This is a genomic window from Pantoea osteomyelitidis, assembly GCF_044342975.1.
Lineage (GTDB): Bacteria > Pseudomonadota > Gammaproteobacteria > Enterobacterales > Enterobacteriaceae > Pantoea > Pantoea osteomyelitidis.
The window spans coordinates 1555781-1573681 of record NZ_JBGFSN010000004.1 but is presented as its reverse complement, the minus strand read 5'-3'; the positions used below and the strand labels follow the sequence as shown (position 1 = coordinate 1573681).

Below are 17901 nucleotides of genomic sequence, written 5' to 3'. Positions count from 1 at the left end.
TATGACGAATGGCAAAAAAGCACTGATCACTGGTATCAAGGGCTTTACTGGCCATTATATGGCAGCGGAGTTATCCGCTGCCGGATATGAGATTTTTGGCCTTGGCTCGTCACCATTCCAGCAGAGTGAAAATTACATTCAGGTCGATCTCACGGATGCGGCTCAGGTAAGGCAAGCCGTTGACAAAATTTCTCCTGATATCGTGGTTCATCTTGCCGCAATCGCTTTTGTTGGTCATGCGAATCCGAATGCCTTTTACGAGGTAAATTTAGCAGGAACGCGAAATTTATTGCAGGCCTTGGCCGATATGGCTAAAAAGCCCGAGGCCGTTTTAATCGCCAGCAGCGCTAATGTGTATGGAAACAACACGCCTGGAAAACTAAACGAAAGCACAACTGCTAATCCTGCCAACGACTATGCCGTCAGCAAACTGGCAATGGAATATATGGCGAAGCTTTTTCAGGACAAATTGCCATTAATCATTGCGCGCCCTTTTAATTATACCGGCGTAGGACAGGCGGAAAATTTTTTGATACCGAAAATTGTTAAGCATTTTCGTGAACGAAAAGAAGTCATTGAGTTAGGCAACATTGATGTCTGGCGTGACTTTTCCGATGTCCGCTTTCTGGCGAAGAGTTATGCAGCGCTGCTCTGCTCATCCGCCTCTGGCGAAGTTGTCAACGTCGCCTCTGGCGAGATGTACTCTTTGCGTGAGATAATTAGCCTGTGTGAAGAGATAACAGGGCACACTATTCGTATTGAAGTGAACCCGCAATTTGTCAGAGCAAATGAAATCAAAGAGCTTTGTGGTGATGTCTCCTTATTAAATCGTTTAACAGGTAACCAACTGCAAAAGGTTCCACTGAGAGAAACGCTGAAATGGATGCTGGAAGCAAAAAACTAAACGTTGTTTTTTCAACGGATTGCATTAAATATCCTTTGACCGGTATTGGCCGTTACGCGTTTGAACTTGCTAGTGAACTCCAGCGCCGTGAAAAAAAATTAACCTTAACTTTTCTTCATGGCACAAAAGTGCGTGACTCGCTGGCGGTTGCCAGTGAGTCCGCGCAGTCTGTTCAGTCTCTCAAACGTAAGCTCCAAAAAAGTAAAACGGTAAGTGAAATTTATCGGCTGACTTTTCCGATGATGAAGACGCTGGCGCTGAGAAAGTTCAAAGAACATATATTCCACAGCCCGAATTATTATTTGCCGCCAGGCGTTAAACATTGCGTTGCGACGTTTCACGATCTTTCGGTTTTTCACTGGCCGCAATTTCATCCGGCAGGACGTGTACACCTGATGCAAAAAGAGTTGAGAAAAACGGTGTCGCGGGCGTCTATGTTGATTACTGATTCACACTATACCAAACGAGAGCTGACTGAGTTTTTCACTATTCCCGATGAGAAGATCGCCGTCGCGCCTTTGGCCTGTAATAATCAATTTTATCCGCGCAGCGAAGCTGATGTTCAATCTGTTTTAAATGAATATCAACTTAACTGGCGGCGCTTCTTCCTTTATACCGGCACGATAGAACCCAGAAAAAATATTCTCACGCTGTTAAAGGCTTACGATCGTTTATCGCCGGATATAAAACGCGCATATCCTTTAGTCATCAGCGGCTATAAAGGCTGGGAAAATGAAGAACTCTTCCGGCTTTTTGATAAAGGAGCGAGGGAAGGGTGGCTGAAATATCTGGGGTTCGTTCCTGGCAAGCATCTGCCTGAACTCTATAGCGCGGCAACCAGCTTTGTATTCCCTTCTATTTATGAAGGTTTCGGCCTGCCGGTACTTGAAGCAATGGCGTCAGGCACGCCGGTCATTTGCTCAAATGCAACATCCTTACCTGAAGTTGTGGGCGAAGCGGCATTAATGCATGCGCCTGAGGATATAGATAAATTGACCCTGTATCTTGAAATGATGACAGATGACGTCGGTAAAAAGCAGATAATGATAGAGTCAGGACTTGCTCAGGCTCAGCAATTCTCATGGTCATACTGCGCAGACAAAACTATAGAAGCCTATGAGCAGGTTGCTAAATTTATATGATCAAAGTTCTACACTGTTACAAAACATATTATCCTGATACCTTCGGCGGCATTGAGCAGGTAATCTACCAACTGGCTGAAGGCGGCGTAAAGGAGAATATTGAATCAACTGTGTTAACGCATAGCCCTGGTTTCGAAAATAAAATTTCGAAGCTGGATCATCACACTATCTATCGGGTGAAAACGCTGTATGAATTCGCCTCGACGCCATTCTCTTTTTCAGCAGTATCAGAGTTTAAAAAACTGGCGCAAGACGCGGATATTATTCATTATCATTTTCCCTATCCATTTATGGATTTTATGCATTTCGCTGCGGGGATAAAAAAGCCCACGGTAGTCAGTTATCATTCTGATATCGTTAAGCAAAAAGCGTTGCTCAAGCTCTATACGCCGCTGATGAATCGCTTTCTTACTTCCGTAGATCGCATTGTTGCTGCCTCGCCTAACTATGTAGAAAGCAGTCCAATTTTGCAGCAATATAAAGAGAAAGTTGAAGTCATTCCGTACGGTCTCGATAAAGACTTTTATCAAAATAATGATCCAACCGTAGTGGAAAAGTGGCGAGCACGTTTTCCCGAAGGTTTCTTTCTGTTTATCGGCACGTTTCGCTATTATAAAGGGTTACATATCCTGATTGAAGCGGCGCAAAACAGTCATTATCCGATTGTTGTAGTGGGTGCCGGTCCAATAGAGGAAGAACTTAAAGCACAGGCGCAACGGCTGGGAGTAGATAAAATTTATTTTCTCGGCGCGCTTGGCGATGACGATAAGTCAGCGCTTTTACAGCTTAGTACTTGTCTGGTGTTTCCTTCTCATCTGCGTTCAGAAGCCTTTGGTATTTCGCTGCTGGAAGGCGCGCTTTATTCTAAGCCGCTTATTTCAAGCGAGATCGGCACAGGGACGACTTATATCAATATAGACGGTGAGACCGGGCTAGTGGTTCCGCCATCAAACCCACAAGCGCTGCGTCAGGCTATGGATAAAATCTGGCAAAATCCTAAACAGGCCAGAATCTACGGTGAAGCGGCACATGCTCGTTTTGAATCGTTGTTTACCGCCAGAAAGATGATTACAGGTTATACTCGTCTCTATAAATCCTTGTTAAATGTGTGAATTATTTTCAGATTATTTCAAGTGACTATCGCACCAATCATTACCTCTTATCGGCTATCCTGAGTTAACATATCGGTCACTTAGTGCAGGGTGTTACTGGTAACACTTCGCAAGACCACAGACAGGAGTATGTAATGTCCAAGCAACAGATCGGCGTTGTAGGTATGGCAGTTATGGGCCGTAACCTGGCTCTTAACATTGAGAGCCGCGGTTATACTGTGTCTATCTTCAACCGTTCGCGTGAAAAGACTGATGAAGTCATTGCTGAAAACCAGGGCAAGAAACTGGCGCCTTACTACACCATCGAGGAGTTTGTTGACTCGCTGGAAAAACCGCGTCGTATCCTGCTGATGGTACAGGCGGGTGAAGCAACGGATAAAACCATCGCTTCCCTGACGCCTCACCTTGATAAGGGCGACATCCTGATCGACGGCGGTAACACCTTCTATAAAGATACTATCCGTCGTAACAAAGAGCTGTCCGAGCAGGGCTTCAACTTCATCGGCACCGGCGTATCCGGCGGTGAAGAGGGCGCGCTGAAAGGCCCGTCCATTATGCCTGGCGGCCAGAAAGAAGCTTATGAGCTGGTTGCGCCGATCCTGGATAAAATCGCTGCCCGTGCAGAAGATGGCGAAGCCTGTGTAACCTATATTGGTTCGGATGGCGCAGGTCACTATGTGAAGATGGTGCATAACGGCATCGAATATGGCGATATGCAGCTGATTGCCGAAGCTTACGCACTGTTGAAAGGCGCGCTGGGTCTGAGCAACGAAGAGCTGGCGAAAACCTTTACCGAGTGGAATAACGGTGAACTGAGCAGCTACCTGATCGACATCACCAAAGATATCTTCACTAAGAAAGATGAAGAGGGTAATTACCTGGTTGACGTCATTCTGGATGAAGCCGCTAACAAAGGCACCGGAAAATGGACCAGCCAGAGTTCACTGGATCTCGGCGAGCCGCTTTCTCTGATCACTGAGTCTGTATTTGCCCGTTATCTTTCTTCTTTGAAGTCGCAGCGCGTTGCAGCCTCTAAAGTACTCAGCGGCCCGCAGGCCCAAGCCTTTACCGGCGACAAAGCTGAATTTATTGAGAAAGTGCGTCGCGCGCTGTATCTCGGCAAAATCGTTTCTTATGCGCAGGGCTTCTCTCAGCTGCGCGCGGCGTCCGAGCAGTACAGCTGGGATCTGCACTACGGCGAAATTGCGAAGATCTTCCGTGCTGGCTGCATCATCCGCGCTCAGTTCCTGCAGAAGATTACTGATGCTTACGCAGAAAACGCCAACATCGCTAACCTGCTGCTGGCACCGTACTTCAAGAATATCGCTGACGAATACCAGCAGGCGCTTCGCGACGTGGTGGCTTACGCGGTACAGAACGGTATCCCGACGCCGACCTTCTCTGCGGCCATCGCTTACTACGACAGCTACCGTTCAGAAGTGCTGCCTGCTAACCTGATTCAGGCGCAGCGTGACTACTTCGGTGCGCATACTTACAAGCGCATTGATAAAGACGGCGTATTCCATACGGAGTGGTTAGATTAATCTATTATGTCAGCCCATGTCATTTGGGCTGGCATTTTCTTCTTACAAAGAGCACTTTTAGCAGCTTTAATTTTTAATATAATTACTTTGTAAATGAATTTCAAATCCTAACTTTTAATTTGAAGATATCATGGTTATAAAAGAAAATTATAATATTGCCGTTGTTATACCTTGCTATAACGAAGGTATTTCTATCAGGAAAGTAGTTGCAGATTTCAAAAAATATTTACCTGAGGCTGAAGTTTTTGTTTTTGATAACAATTCAATAGATAATACTATCATTGAAGCTAGTGAGGCTGGTGCCAGAGTCTTTAGTGTTAAAGAGCAAGGCAAAGGAAACGTTGTGAGAAGAATGTTTGCCGATGTCGAGGCGGATATTTATATTATGATTGACGGGGACGCAACTTATGATGTTGCTTGTGCGCCAATTATGATTGAAAAATTAATAAATGAACGGCTTGATATGGTTGTTGGCGTGCGCAAACATGACGATAATCTCGCTTACAGACTTGGACATACCTTTGGTAATAAAATGCTGACCAGCTGTGTGAAGAGTATTTTTGGCGGCGATTTTTCAGATATGTTATCAGGTTATCGTGTTTTTTCTTCTCGTTACGCGAAATCTTTTCCAGCTATGGCAAGAGGTTTTGAAACAGAAACGGAGCTTACCGTACATGCTTTAGAATTGCGAATGCCTTATGATGAATATGAAACTTATTATGCCGCAAGGATGGAAGGCTCATCCAGTAAATTAAGTACTTATAAAGACGGTATAAAGATTCTAAAAATGATAATAAAGCTTTATTCCTCTGAAAGACCTTTGGCTTTCTTCGGTATAATTTCTGCCATCCTTTTTCTTGCAGGGATTTTGCTTTCACTTCCATTGGTTACATATTACTTGGAAACAGGACTTGTACCTCGACTACCAACCGCACTCTTATCAACAGGTCTCGTCATCATATCAACGCTCTCGTTTTTAGCGGGTTTGCTGCTTGAAAATGTTACTCTGTCAAGGAGAGAAATAAAACGGCTCGCATATTTGTCTGTTCCTGTTGTAAAGCGAGGGAAAAGTAATGCGGACAAAGACTAAAATACACTTTGAAAAAACATATGTTACTTTGGTATGCATTTTAACTAATTTATTTTTATTTCATAATTTCTTTTTTTCAGGGTTCAATCTCTTACTAGGAGATCGTTTCGATACTCTTATTGAAACGAATATTTTGCAGCATTGGTATAATTTTTTTACAGGCAATTCTCATTGGTCTACAGTCGGTTATTTTTATCCCTTCAAAAATACTCTTGGCTATAATGATGGCTATTTTTTATATGGAGTCATTTATTCTATATTTCGCTTTATAAATTTAGACATTTTTATTTCTGCAGAACTGGTTAATGTTTTTCTTAAAGTAATTGGCTACTTTAGCTTCTACTGGTTAACGAGAAATATCTTAAAATTTAACTTTTTACCTTCGATCTGTAGTGCTGTTGCATTTACGTTAGGTAATTCATTAATAATGCAAATGCCGCATGTTCAATTATTGAGCATTGCCTTTTCACCATTGCTAACTATTTTCATAATAAATTATGCTGCTGCGATAAAATATAACAAAGTAAGATCTGCTGTGTTAAATGGAAGCGCAACCTCAATGCTTTTAGCGCTTTGGCTATTTACCAGTTTCTACATGGCATGGTATTTTGTCTTGTTTTTTTGCATTGCTTCTGTTGTCTTTTTTATGTTATGTATAAGTAATAATCGTCTGAGGAGAGAGTTAGAATTTAAATTTAGCTTAAAATCGATTATCTTTCCGATATTAACGCTGGCAGTTTTTATTATCCCTTTCCTTAACGTTTATTTGCCTAAAGCAAATGAAACGGGTGGGCAAAGCCTTGATGCCGCTGAAACATATGCGCCACATTTGCTGAATGTAATCGATCCCGGTGCCACTAGTGTGATTTATGGGAAATTATCTGATTATCTTCTCAATGGCATACGTGGGCTTGATCGTACGGGAGAATTCAGCGTAGGACTTGCGCCTATTAGCGTAATGCTAGTAATATTAGCGACGATATTTCTTCTTTTTAAAAAGAAACAAAGCATTAAAACTGTTTTTTTTCTGACGCTTTGCTTTACTACTCTTTTTTTAGTTCTTCTTGTAATCAAAGAAGGTGATTTTTTCCTGTGGAAATACGTATGGAAATACTTTCCCGGTGCCAAAGGCATGAGAGTGACATCACGACTATGCTTGTACCTTATTTTTCCAGTCAGTCTAATATCTGCTTATTTAATGAATCTTGCTCAAAAAACTAAATACAAATCATTAGCGTTGTCTTTTTGTGTTATGGTTGTTATTGAGCAGTTAAATGTATACCCTAATGCTAATTTTAATAGAAAGACACAATTAGAGTTTGTAAAATCTTTACCACCGCCGCCAGCGGAGTGTAAAGCTTTTTATGTTATAGGGCAAAGGCAAAATGAATTGCCTAACAGCACTATAAATATTATGAATTCACTTTACCCTCATAATGTCGATGCCATGTTAATATCTGAATTGTTTCATGTCAGGACAATAAATGGTTTTTCAACTTTTAATCCGCCTGGCTGGGATTTTGCCAGAGATCCTTTATCAACTTATATGAATCGAGTTCAAAAATATATTAACGATTACCATATTCAAGATGGGATGTGTCAATTTGATCTTGAGAGATTAACATGGGCATTTTTTGTAAAGAAATAGCGGTTTTTGTTTGTAAGATTGTCAAGGTTTAAAGTTTATAATTTTTTATGTCTAAGAAACCATTCATGTCACACATTATTTTAATTTATTTTTTATCCTTTTGCGTTCCAATGAATGGAATAATACATATCTTTACTTAAAATCAGAGCTTAGAGATTCTGCATTAAATGAAAAATTAGTGAGAGTGATTAAAAGATTATTGCTCTGGCAGAGTTGCAAGTAAATATTAGTAAGGTAAGTATAGATTATGAAGTTATGCTAAAAGTTTACTAGGGAAAATTTTTTCCTTAATAATGTTTAAAGAAGGGCCCTACTTGCTCTGGCTCGGTATGGTTTAACCCTCATATTGATAATATCATAGGGCATAGTATGCCCTTTTTATCTAAGGTGAATATGAATATTTTTCTTTTTGCTGTAATTGGGGCCATAGGTTTTATTGTCGATTCTTCTATGCTCTACCTTCTTAAACATAGCTTTGGTTTTTATTTTGCAAGATTAATTTCTTTTATTTGTGCAGTGATGGTTACTTGGTTTTTCAATCGAGTCTTAACGTTTCGAGGTAGAAAATCAGGTTGTAGCAAAAGGCAAGAGTTTTTTCTATATTTCAAATTTATGCTTATTGGCGGCAGTATTAACTATTTTTCTTATGCTTTATCAATTTCATTTATTTCAGTTACTAGATCTTATCCTGTATTGGCCGTAGCGATAGGAAGCTTCGCAGGACTAACTGTTAACTACTTGACATCAAAATATTGTGTCTATAAATTTAACTAACTATTTTCTTTGTATAATTTTTCTAGGTAAAAATCGTGAAGCTTATTATTCAAATGCCCTGCTATAATGAATCGGGAACGCTTGCCATTGCTCTTGCTGCTTTACCACGGCAAGTTGAAGGTTTCGATAAAGTAGAGTGGCTAGTAATTGATGATGGTAGTAAAGATAATACAATTGAAGTTGCTAAACAGTGTGGAGTTGATCATATTGTTCAGCATATGGGTAACAAAGGACTAGCAGTCGCATTTATGACTGGTATCGATCACTGTTTAAATTTGGGTGCTGATGTTATTATTAATACAGATGCGGATAACCAGTATGACGCCACTAATATTCCTGATTTAGTCAGACCTATTCTCGAAAGAAAATATGAGATGGTTATCGGCGCAAGACCGATTACGACAATTGAGCACTTTTCACCCGCAAAAAAAATTTTACAAAAATTAGGAAGTTGGGTTGTACGAGGTGCCAGCAAAACCGCTATTCCTGATGCTCCCAGCGGGTTCAGGGCAATCAGCCGTAATGCTGCGCAAAAACTTATCGTGTTCAGCGAATACACTTATACCCTTGAAACTATTATTCAGGCTGGGCGTAAAGATATTGCTATAACCTCTGTTCCCGTTAATGTTAATGAAGACCTTCGCCCCTCTCGGTTAGTAAAAAGTATACCTTCTTATATTCAAAGAAGTATTTTTACAATAATTAGAATTTATGTGATATACCGACCTTTTAAATTCTTTATGTCAATAGGTATAGTCCTAATGTTGCTTGGTATATTGATAAGCATCAGATACATGTATTTTTATATATTTGAAAGCGGACAAGGTCATATCCAGTCACTTATTCTCTCAGCCATACTGCTCATGATGGGATTCCAGACTATTTTGGTGTCTTTTTTGGCCGATTTGCTTGCTGCTAATCGAAAGCTTCTAGAAGATATAAGGGAAAGACTAATAAAAAGAATAAACTTTCGAAGGAAGTAAATACTTGAATGACATCTATGAAACACTATGTCTTAGATGTCATCTAAAAAGAAATTAGTTTAGAATCCATTGCAGGATGGTGTAGTGAAAAAAATCTTCAATCTGGTAGGTTTCGTTATTACTCTTGCGTCCGTTTACTTTCTGTATGGAAAATATCAGGATTTAAATGGTACAATTAATTCTATCACCGATTCACATCTGGCTACTTATTTTTGGATGCCATTTATTTATGCTTGGAGCGCAATGTTCCTTGCACTTGCATGGGGTAATATAATTTCTAACCTAGATTATAAACTGCCAGTAAAATCTTATCTTGCAATTTACGGTATTTCGCAAATTGGAAAATATATACCCGGAAATATATTCCATTATGTAGGGAAACAATTTTTGGGTGTAGCGTACGGTATACCAGCGAAAAAATTAGCTAAGTCACAGCTTTATGAAATTTTCCTGCAGTTATTATCTGCGCTTGGGTTTGCAGTATTTATAGGCTATAGCTGTCTATTCAACGAGCATGGGATCTATGCTTTTTCATTGATGGCATTAAGCAATTTTATTATTTATTTGACTGTGTATTTTTTTAAGAAAAAAACAATTATTTCTCTTTTCTTCTATATGATTTTTTTATGCGTCCTCGGAGGTTTGTTCGCAGTGGTGCTAAAAATAGTAAGCCACTTTGATTACGATGCAGAAAGTTTTTTCTACATTATTTCAGCATTTTCCACGGCATGGCTAATCGGTTTTGTCATTCCGGGGGCGCCAGCTGGAATTGGCGTTCGTGAAACAGTTCTAATTTTTCTGTTGTCTCCGTCTGGCTTGGCTGAGCATGATGTTTTTACCTCAGCAATTCTATTTCGTATAATTTCAGTTTGCGGTGATTTTATCTTTTTCTTTTTTGGATCTTTTTTATTTTTTTTAAAAAAGGATTAGTTCTGTGACTTTTATGAAAAAAAATATTTTTTTATTTTATCTTTATGGTTTTATTATTTTTTGTTTTGTGCTAATTATAAATGGAATCATTCCCTTTTATTCAATTCCAGCCAGAGATCAGGCAATATGGGCATTAGGGTTTGCAAAATCATTATCCCATGGGCCAATTTATTCTGTTTTTTCTACTGATTTTGGCTACCCCATACCTGCTGCAATATCTTTTGGCCTACCTGCTGTCATAAATATGTCATGGCTATTGAGGTTTAGTTTTGAGCCTAAGTTAGCTTATGATCTTGTTTTTTCAGCTTGGTTTCTCATTTCTTTTATTGGGGGTTTCCAATTTTGTAAATATTATGGGTTAAAAGGTATTAATGCTTTCTTGTGCGCAGCGCTATGGCTCATTACACCGGTTGTAGTGAATCATGCTAGCTATGGAATGTTGTCTCTTGGGATGGCATTATTGCCGTCCTATTTTTATTGCTGTGTATTATTTTCCCGTGAAATTAAAAGAAAATCATTAGATGTAATGCTCACCCATAGTCTTTATGCTTTCGCTGCCATAATCTCTATATTTATGGATGGTTATACTTTTGTTATTTTTGCTGTTATGAGTTCATGTTTTCTTTTGTTTAATGCCGCAAAAGGAAAATGTGAAAATATTTCAAGAACAGCTTGGTTTTTCTTTTATCACTTTTTCGTTTTTTCCATAGCATATCTTCTTTATAGTGCTTTTATTGGGAAAAGTAGTTATACCTTTTCCGATATGGACTTCTTTCGTGGTTGGGGAGTAGATCTTTCTTATTTGTTTATTCCTACAATGCATACGCATTGGCTATTTGATACCCTCCATTTTTACCTACCACGCTCTACAAAAAATCATTATGGAGATGATTCAGTCTGGATTACTAGCTTTATATTGCCTTTGATATTGATTATGCCTGTTGCTATTTACTGGGGTGTCAAGAAAAAATTGGATAGTAACTGGCTCCTGTGCTTTTTCCTTTTTTCTGTGGGTATGTATCTTGCCTTGGGGCCATCATTCAAATTATTTTCTTTAAAACCTATAGGTTGCGGCAGTTGTTTACCGCTTATGCCTGCAAGCGCAGCTTGGTTTGCTACAGGCAGTGCTTTTATTTATCAGCATGTGCCTGGTATAAATGTTATGAGAGCAACTTATCGATGGATAGCCTTATCTTTTATGATGTCTTGGTGGATGCTTATCTTAGTGCTAAGCACTGTTTTTTCTAAAAAGATCAAGCTTTGTATTCTTGTTTTTATGCTGATTGCATATATGCCTGCATTGCCTAGTAAGCTTGCGTCCGGTAATAATCAATATAAAGCATTTGACAATATTAATGATTATTTGATTCAGCCTTTGAGAGAGGATTTACATGGTGCTAAGACAATAGCATTTATTCCGTGGGGGAATGATTTTTTTGCTAACTACCTTGCTCCCATGCTAGGTAAGCGTACATATAATATTGGCGGAGACAAGAACCTAGAAGCTGCTTGGCCGCATTGGCCAATAAATATGCGTCCTCTCGCTAATAAAATTGATAAAAATAATGCTGGTTATATTGTTAAAATGCTCTCTACCGGTGAAGCCGATGCTATCATTATTCCTTACTTTGATATGATTTGGCGTGCAGGTACAATTAAAAATGATGCTGGTGAACTAGTAAATCTAACAACTAAAGGAAAGGCTACTAAATGGATTTCAAATATACACAGGGCCGAATTTTTACCAGTAGTAATGGCCCTTCAAAAAGAAAAATATCTTGATATAAAAGATAACCTTTTATATGCAGTTGTAAGACTGAATAATAAAGGTATCGCTTATCCAGTTAATTACGCTTTGAATGACTATAAAAATTTTCGCCTAACCGGGCAGGGCTGGTATTTAGCAGAGCCCGATCACGTCTGGTCTTACCCTGAAGCTACGCTAAACCTGCCAATCGATGCGGACAAAGGGAGTAAACATACGGCAAGAATCCATTTTTCTGTTTTTGGTGCCACGCCTTCGAAACCCAAATCAGTTATATTCACTTCCTCTGCCGCTCCAGGCTTTGAAAAGACTTTAATTTCTAAAGGAGGTGAGGAGATTTTTGATTATGAATTTACACAAGGTGCGACGATAAGTCAGTTACATTTAAAAGTCCAAGGTGCAATCTCCCCTAAGGATTTGAACCTGCCTGATGATCGTGTGTTAGGTATTTATCTGACAAAGGTTGAAATGTTTGATAATTGAGAACCGGGGCTGCTTGGCAGCCCTTTTTTAAGGTAGCTAATGATTTACCCCACCAACAAATCCCCACTTCTTCCCGCATCTTCCCCTGCCAGCCGCACCACCAGCATGCCCGCAGTAGCAAAGCGCACCCAATGTCTGGCATAGATCAATCCACCAAACTCGGCGATCAGCGGCGTGATCTGATCGGTAATCGGGTCCACAATCTCCGCCACCACTTCACCCGCTTTTACCCATTCACCTAACTTGCGACGATGCAGAATCAGGCCGGAATGCGGCGCATGAAGATACTCACAGCCAGCCAGAGGCGTAGCTTTGTTCTGCAAATCGGGTAAGGGTTGAACCTCGTCGTTGATAAATTCGCCGTCCACCAGCGCCTGAATAATCGCTTCGGCATCCTGTTCAGCCTGCTCTGGAGAAACATCGCGTACGCCGCGCAGCTCCAGCGTGACCGGCAACAGTCCCTGCGGAATCGGATAGTCGTTACCGAAGCGTTGTTTCAGCGTCAGCCAGGGTTCGCAGCAGGCTTCATCAAAGGGTTCGCCGCCAGAGATTTCCGCCAGCAGATGCGCCTGGCTTCCCAGCCTGCGCGCCAGCGGTTCAATATGCGGCCAGGCCTGCGGCGTTGTATAAAGATGCGGCAACGCTTCCCAGTCACAATGCAGATCAATCATCAGATCCGCCTGACACGCCATCCGCATCAGCGTGAATCGCTTCGCCTCAAGCTCGGTGTGTGGTATCCGGTCACGGAAATGACGATCGATGGCGTCACGGATCAGGCGCTTATTCTCCGCTTCGCTTTGCGTCAGGGTGTCTGCCAGCGTCTGCGCCAGTACTTCGCCCAATGCGGGAAACTGACGGTTAAAATCCTGGCCGGAAAGGGTATGAAAACGTCCCAGATGAGTGCCGTGCCAGTGCTGAGCCAGCGCCAGCGGGTTCGCTACCGGAACCAGCGTAATACAGCAATTCAGCTTGCCGGCAGACTCAAGCGCCTTCAGACGCTGTTTCAGATACCAGGCGACCGCCATGCCCGGCAGCTCATCGCCATGTAGTGCCGCCTGGATATAGACCTGACGGTCACACTCTTCACCAAAATGAAAGCTGATAATTTCGCTCTGGGTGCCCAGCGAGGCAGAAAGCAGAGGATGATGTTGTTGTTGCATGACAGTAGGGCAGTCTCACAATAGGGCAAAGCGCCAGCGATGCGGCTGCCCGCGCTTTTGCTGAACAGAAAAAGAAAAGTATAGTGCCGCTTTTAACGCAGGGCGGCGTAAAAAGCCGCCCTGGTTATCATTGCTGAATAGAAATGTCGGTAGCGAAATACTTTTTCTGAATCTTGTCGAAGGTGCCGTTCTTTTTGATTTCCGCAAAGGCGTTGTCCAGCGCGGTTTTCAGCTCGCTATCGTCTTTACGCAGCCCGATGGCCGTGCCGGGACCGATAATTGGATCCTGCACAATCGGGCCCGCCAGTTCAAACGCCTGGCCCTGAGGCTGTTTCAGGAAGCCGTTCGCCGCCTGAGCCGCATCGGTAAACACCGCGTCAAGACGTCCTGCAACCAGATCGTTTTCAACCTGAGCCTGATCGCCATAAGGCACCACGGTGACGCCGTGCGGCTGCCATTTCGCCAGCGCGTAACGCTCCTGAACCGTGCCCTGTTCAACGCCCACGGTTTTACCCTTCAGCGAGTCGGCAGTCGGCAGCAGACCGGAACCTTTGCGCGCAATCAGCTGCGTATGGGTGTCATACAGCGGCACGGTAAAGTTGATCTGCTTCAGGCGCTCTTCCGTAATTCCCATATCTGACAGGATGGCGTCAAATTTACGCGCTTTCAGTGCCGGGATCATGCCGTCGAACTGGCTCTCAACCCACACGCATTTGGCCTGCATCTGTTCGCACAGCGCATTACCGAGATCGATATCAAAACCCACCAGTTTTCCCTGCGGCGTTTTTGATTCGAAAGGAGGATAGGTGGCATCAACAGCGAAGCGCACCTGGTCAATTTTTGCCTGCGCGCCAAACGCACAGCCTGCCATTACAGCTATCGCCAGCGTCTGACGCAGACGTGCGGAGAACTTCATACTTGCCATAAGATCGGTCTTCTTTTTGTCTTGTTAAAGCAGGAAGAGTACCTGCCAGCTGCCGGGATGGCAATGGCCGGGTGTTCAGACTGGCACTACCAACGTGGTGGATTTTTAAACAGGCGGAGCTGATTCTGCCGCGCTGTAATATGCTTAGATTGTTGAGGCATACATGCAGCCTGGAGACCTTTATGAAGCAATTGAGCCAAAGCAGCCAGCCCCAAGCCTTATCTCTCCGTGACAAAGAAAATCCAGCAGACCACAGACCCGAGTTTACCACTATTTACGCTTACGGCTCACCGACCGGCTCAGCTTATGGCGAGCTTGTCTTTCAACCCGATGGCGAAATCTATGGCTATGGCGATGATAACCTATGCGCCTGGATAATGGCGGGCAGTGAATTATGTTTACTGGATCAGGAAGGCGATATCGCCAGCCGCTTCAGACATATTGCGGAAGGCATCTGGCAGGGGCGGGTAGAAAACCAAGGTTTCCCGCTTTACCTGTTGCCGCTGCTGAAAACCGATGCGCATAGCGACGCCGGGGAATATCGCTGTTCTGGTTTCCTGGTCAACAGCATTCCTAAATCCGGCACCTATTTTCTTGAGGCGGCGCTCAAAGAAGCGGGTATTCCTTCTCTTCGTCTGCATCTTTCCGGGACGAATATCATTGATGACTACAGACAACTCCCGGACGATGAGGTGCACGTTAATCCGAAACAGTGCCGGGTTAATTTTCCGGTTGACCTGGTGACCCGGTTACTGAAGGGACGGGCAGTAGTCGGGCACATTGAATCGCCGCTGATGCTCGATTTTATTCGTGAGCAGGATATCTGCATCTTTAATCTGCGTCGCAATTTAAGAGATGTACTGGTGAGTCTCTATCGCTTCAAATATAAAAAAGTGAAGCCCTGCGACGAGGTTGACGGCTACTGGCGAGAAATGAGCGAGCAGACCCGGTTTATCGCTTTTTTAATGACCTATTCCGCCTGTGATATCGCACATATCAAAGAGATCGCGTTGATGATGCTGAGCGATGATGAAAGCATTCCGGTGAAGTATGAAGAGATGTGCAGCGACAGCTTTTCTGAAGAGGTGAAAGCGAAGCTTAACAGGCTGAAACCGGGTTTTGCGCAACAGCTTTGCGCCGCGCTGATGGCGCAATATGGCAAAAAGAATCCCACTTTTTCCGGCACCCGCTCAAACTGGCAGGATTACTGGAGCGAAGATGCCGAAAAATATTTTGTGATCAGCGGGTTGAAGGAGATTAACAGCCAGCTTGGCTATGAATGACCGCTGGGGAGATCGTCACTGGATGATGTTTACCACTTCAGCCTGACAGATACGCCGGTAGTCCGTGGTTTTCAACACCACCGATTTATCAAGACGTCCGGCATTGAAGGCGATCTCTTCATAGCGTTCAAACAGCAGCGGATCGACCACCAGCTTCAAATCGCTGTGAAAGCTGAACGGCGGTATCGCGCCAAACACGCAGCCGGTCAGAGAATCCACCTCCGCCGGGCTGGCAAGCGAGGCGCGCCTACCGCCGACTGCCGCGGCGACTTTGCCGAGATCGGCCTGGCGATCGGCAGGTAAGATCGCCAGCACATGCTGTTTTACGCCGTTGCCCTTCACATGACACACCAGCGCCTTGGCGCCCTGGCCCACGTCGGTGCCGCGAATCGCCGCCACCGCTTCGCATTTGCCGGTGGCTTCATGTTCCATCAGGCTGTAATGTGCGTTGTGCTGTTCCAGTAAAGCGATCAGCTTTTCATGAGTGGTCATCGGGTTCTCCGGTCTCCGTTAATTGATTTAACAGCTGCTTCATCATGCCGTTCTGGCGCGGCAACAGGCCAACTTTTAGCCCCAAAGGTTTAAATGCCCGGTTTAATGTCGTCAGCGATGCGCTCTCTTTGTTCTGTTCAATATCCGAAAGCGTGCGTCGACTGATGCCTGCAAGCGCAGCATAGCGCTCCTGAGAGAAGCCCAGCACCTGCTTTCGCAACGACTGAAGCAATTCTCCGGGGGAGATATCATCTTTAAACAGACGCTGTAGTTGTTCCAGCAGCATGGCTTCCCGATCAAATGGCGATAATGGCTTCATTGTAATCTCCATGAATCGATACGCTGATCGAGATAATCAAAACCCATTCCCGGCATGTTAATAATGGAAGAGGGCACGCCGCGTTCCTGTAGCCGTGATTTCAGTCCGATCAATTTTTCTGCCAGCGCTGCTAATGCCTGTATCAGCGTTTGGGGAGGCACAAGATCAGCCAGCGCATCGGCAATTTTTGCCCACTGGTAGTAACCCCCTTCTTCAAATGGCGATCCCCACTGCGTGGTGCGGGCAATACCTTCCGGATCGGCTTTCATCGGCGCGAAATCAAAAACCGGTGCTAATCCCATACCCTCTGTTTTTTTCAGAATTGCACTATTACGCCCATGGTTATCAGAATTGCCGAAAGCGATATTCAGCATGTCTCGCTTTACCCACTCAATCACAAAGGTTTCCCGGTCACTCTCCTTCAGTTGAAGCAGTGCTACCAGCTTGCGAATAATATCGAAGTGATTGAGATAACTACCGGGGGGCTTTTGCAGTAGCGAAAAAACTGACTCCAGACCATACAAGGTTTTTTCCCCTGCGATGAATTCCACATCAAAACGGGGAAGCCACAAAGAGGGGTAGCGACTGCCTTCCTGCAAACGCATCTGCGTGGTATCAATGGTAATAACCCCGAGGGCGCTGAGCTCATGATAAAAATGATACTCGGCGCGCAAAATGTCACAATCAATCGCGCTGCGCGTGCCGCGCGGATATTTCACCAGATAATGTGTATCCTGGTTTTGCAGATCGTCCTGCCAGGTATCAATCCACACTTCATTTTCAGGTGAGCAGCGCAACAGCAGTTTAGGTGCCTCACCGCCTGCGCCGGTTGCGCCGCCGCTGGCTGCACCCATCTGCTGTGCGTATTCAAGAAAGTCGGTATCGCGTTCCGTTGCCCATTCCACTGGGAAGCGCCTGTCGCGAAGCGTGCTCTGACGAGGTAATTCGGGTAAAGATTCTTTAATGCGCAGGTTGCCTACGGGTGCGATAGTGCCGGATTTCAACAACTGGTAATCCTGCTCGGCAGGCGATTTGCCCTGAAGCCCCAGATGATTAATCCAGTAGCGGCGGCTGGCACCGGCAGGCATGATGTCGTCCAGAAAACCGAACCATGGCTGAGCATGATGGCTGCCTATCAGGCTGACCGGACAGTGCAGGCTGCAACTTGCCAGATCATTCCGATCAAGATAATCCAGCGCATAGTTGAATTCATAAGCCAACATTGTCTGGCTGTTGCGTCCTTTACGCGGTTCCTTAATATCCAGCACCGCCGCATCATGCCAGTTGCTATCGATAAAAAGTTGGATGGTCAGCATAGCCCATACCGATTGAGCAGAATATTGCTCA

16 protein-coding genes are annotated in these 17901 nt (G+C 43.7%); 11 read left to right on the top strand and 5 right to left on the bottom strand.

Annotated elements, in window-relative coordinates; all coding sequences use genetic code 11:
- Position 1 precedes the first annotated feature (1 nt).
- From ABU178_RS12540 to ABU178_RS12495, 10 genes are all read left to right on the top strand, one after another.
- Positions 2 to 904: a GDP-mannose 4,6-dehydratase gene (locus tag ABU178_RS12540; RefSeq protein WP_397215272.1), complete on the top strand. Its 903-nt coding sequence runs from the start codon at positions 2 to 4 to the stop codon at positions 902 to 904.
- On the top strand, positions 880 to 2046 hold the full coding sequence (locus ABU178_RS12535) for a glycosyltransferase family 4 protein (protein WP_397215271.1): 1167 nt from the start codon (positions 880 to 882) through the stop codon (positions 2044 to 2046). The genes ABU178_RS12540 and ABU178_RS12535 overlap by 25 nt, the downstream gene beginning before the upstream one ends.
- A complete protein-coding gene (locus tag ABU178_RS12530) occupies positions 2043 to 3158 on the top strand; it encodes a glycosyltransferase family 4 protein (RefSeq protein WP_397215269.1) in 1116 nt (371 codons plus the stop codon). Before ABU178_RS12535 ends, ABU178_RS12530 begins: the two co-directional genes overlap by 4 nt.
- Before the next feature lie 134 nt (positions 3159 to 3292).
- A complete protein-coding gene (gene gndA, locus ABU178_RS12525) occupies positions 3293 to 4702 on the top strand; it encodes an NADP-dependent phosphogluconate dehydrogenase (RefSeq protein WP_397215267.1) in 1410 nt (469 codons plus the stop codon).
- 130 nt (positions 4703 to 4832) lie between these two features.
- A complete protein-coding gene (locus ABU178_RS12520) occupies positions 4833 to 5792 on the top strand; it encodes a glycosyltransferase family 2 protein (protein WP_397215265.1) in 960 nt (319 codons plus the stop codon).
- The gene (locus ABU178_RS12515; protein WP_397215263.1) at positions 5776 to 7440 is read left to right on the top strand and encodes a hypothetical protein; all 1665 of its coding nucleotides are present in this window, start codon (positions 5776 to 5778) and stop codon (positions 7438 to 7440) included. The genes ABU178_RS12520 and ABU178_RS12515 overlap by 17 nt, the downstream gene beginning before the upstream one ends.
- Before the next feature lie 393 nt (positions 7441 to 7833).
- The gene (locus ABU178_RS12510) at positions 7834 to 8214 is read left to right on the top strand and encodes a GtrA family protein (RefSeq protein ID WP_397215262.1); all 381 of its coding nucleotides are present in this window, start codon (positions 7834 to 7836) and stop codon (positions 8212 to 8214) included.
- Between the two features lie 35 nt (positions 8215 to 8249).
- On the top strand, positions 8250 to 9197 hold the full coding sequence (locus ABU178_RS12505) for a glycosyltransferase family 2 protein (RefSeq protein WP_397215260.1): 948 nt from the start codon (positions 8250 to 8252) through the stop codon (positions 9195 to 9197).
- Between the two features lie 84 nt (positions 9198 to 9281).
- On the top strand, positions 9282 to 10127 hold the full coding sequence (locus tag ABU178_RS12500; protein WP_397215258.1) for a hypothetical protein: 846 nt from the start codon (positions 9282 to 9284) through the stop codon (positions 10125 to 10127).
- A gap of 4 nt (positions 10128 to 10131) precedes the next feature.
- A complete protein-coding gene (locus tag ABU178_RS12495) occupies positions 10132 to 12375 on the top strand; it encodes a hypothetical protein (RefSeq protein WP_397215256.1) in 2244 nt (747 codons plus the stop codon).
- A 44-nt stretch (positions 12376 to 12419) separates the two neighbouring features.
- On the opposite strand, the gene ABU178_RS12490 is transcribed toward ABU178_RS12495, so the two are convergent.
- Together ABU178_RS12490 and ABU178_RS12485 are read right to left on the bottom strand one after the other, a co-directional pair.
- Positions 12420 to 13535: a succinylglutamate desuccinylase/aspartoacylase family protein gene (locus ABU178_RS12490; protein ID WP_397215254.1), complete on the bottom strand. Its 1116-nt coding sequence runs from the start codon at positions 13533 to 13535 to the stop codon at positions 12420 to 12422.
- Positions 13536 to 13662: 127 nt separating this feature from the next.
- Positions 13663 to 14460: an ABC transporter substrate-binding protein gene (locus ABU178_RS12485; protein WP_397215251.1), complete on the bottom strand. Its 798-nt coding sequence runs from the start codon at positions 14458 to 14460 to the stop codon at positions 13663 to 13665.
- A gap of 182 nt (positions 14461 to 14642) precedes the next feature.
- Between ABU178_RS12485 and ABU178_RS12480 the strand changes: the two genes are divergently transcribed.
- The gene (locus tag ABU178_RS12480) at positions 14643 to 15743 is read left to right on the top strand and encodes a hypothetical protein (RefSeq protein ID WP_397215249.1); all 1101 of its coding nucleotides are present in this window, start codon (positions 14643 to 14645) and stop codon (positions 15741 to 15743) included.
- Positions 15744 to 15758: 15 nt separating this feature from the next.
- On the opposite strand, the gene ABU178_RS12475 is transcribed toward ABU178_RS12480, so the two are convergent.
- The 3 genes from ABU178_RS12475 to ABU178_RS12465 are packed head-to-tail and all read right to left on the bottom strand — an operon-like array spanning position 15759 to position 17870.
- Complete coding sequence (locus ABU178_RS12475; RefSeq protein ID WP_397215247.1) at positions 15759 to 16235, bottom strand: YbaK/prolyl-tRNA synthetase associated domain-containing protein; 477 nt, start codon at positions 16233 to 16235, stop codon at positions 15759 to 15761.
- Complete coding sequence (locus ABU178_RS12470; RefSeq protein WP_397215245.1) at positions 16222 to 16554, bottom strand: helix-turn-helix domain-containing protein; 333 nt, start codon at positions 16552 to 16554, stop codon at positions 16222 to 16224. Before ABU178_RS12470 ends, ABU178_RS12475 begins: the two co-directional genes overlap by 14 nt.
- Positions 16551 to 17870: a type II toxin-antitoxin system HipA family toxin gene (locus ABU178_RS12465; protein ID WP_397215243.1), complete on the bottom strand. Its 1320-nt coding sequence runs from the start codon at positions 17868 to 17870 to the stop codon at positions 16551 to 16553. Before ABU178_RS12465 ends, ABU178_RS12470 begins: the two co-directional genes overlap by 4 nt.
- Positions 17871 to 17901: the final 31 nt, after the last annotated feature.

What these genes read in the sequence shown, in the direction of transcription:
- ABU178_RS12490 (WP_397215254.1), bottom strand. Translation starts at nt 13,535, where the DNA reads ATGCAACAACAACATCATCCTCTGCTTTCTGCCTCGCTGGGCACCCAG.
- ABU178_RS12485 (WP_397215251.1), bottom strand. Translation starts at nt 14,460, where the DNA reads ATGGCAAGTATGAAGTTCTCCGCACGTCTGCGTCAGACGCTGGCGATA.
- ABU178_RS12470 (WP_397215245.1), bottom strand. Translation starts at nt 16,554, where the DNA reads ATGAAGCCATTATCGCCATTTGATCGGGAAGCCATGCTGCTGGAACAA.
- ABU178_RS12475 (WP_397215247.1), bottom strand. Translation starts at nt 16,235, where the DNA reads ATGACCACTCATGAAAAGCTGATCGCTTTACTGGAACAGCACAACGCA.
- ABU178_RS12535 (WP_397215271.1), top strand. Translation starts at nt 880, where the DNA reads ATGGATGCTGGAAGCAAAAAACTAAACGTTGTTTTTTCAACGGATTGC.
- ABU178_RS12465 (WP_397215243.1), bottom strand. Translation starts at nt 17,870, where the DNA reads ATGCTGACCATCCAACTTTTTATCGATAGCAACTGGCATGATGCGGCG.
- ABU178_RS12480 (WP_397215249.1), top strand. Translation starts at nt 14,643, where the DNA reads ATGAAGCAATTGAGCCAAAGCAGCCAGCCCCAAGCCTTATCTCTCCGT.
- ABU178_RS12540 (WP_397215272.1), top strand. Translation starts at nt 2, where the DNA reads ATGACGAATGGCAAAAAAGCACTGATCACTGGTATCAAGGGCTTTACT.
- ABU178_RS12515 (WP_397215263.1), top strand. Translation starts at nt 5,776, where the DNA reads ATGCGGACAAAGACTAAAATACACTTTGAAAAAACATATGTTACTTTG.
- ABU178_RS12520 (WP_397215265.1), top strand. Translation starts at nt 4,833, where the DNA reads ATGGTTATAAAAGAAAATTATAATATTGCCGTTGTTATACCTTGCTAT.
- gndA (WP_397215267.1), top strand. Translation starts at nt 3,293, where the DNA reads ATGTCCAAGCAACAGATCGGCGTTGTAGGTATGGCAGTTATGGGCCGT.
- ABU178_RS12510 (WP_397215262.1), top strand. Translation starts at nt 7,834, where the DNA reads ATGAATATTTTTCTTTTTGCTGTAATTGGGGCCATAGGTTTTATTGTC.
- ABU178_RS12530 (WP_397215269.1), top strand. Translation starts at nt 2,043, where the DNA reads ATGATCAAAGTTCTACACTGTTACAAAACATATTATCCTGATACCTTC.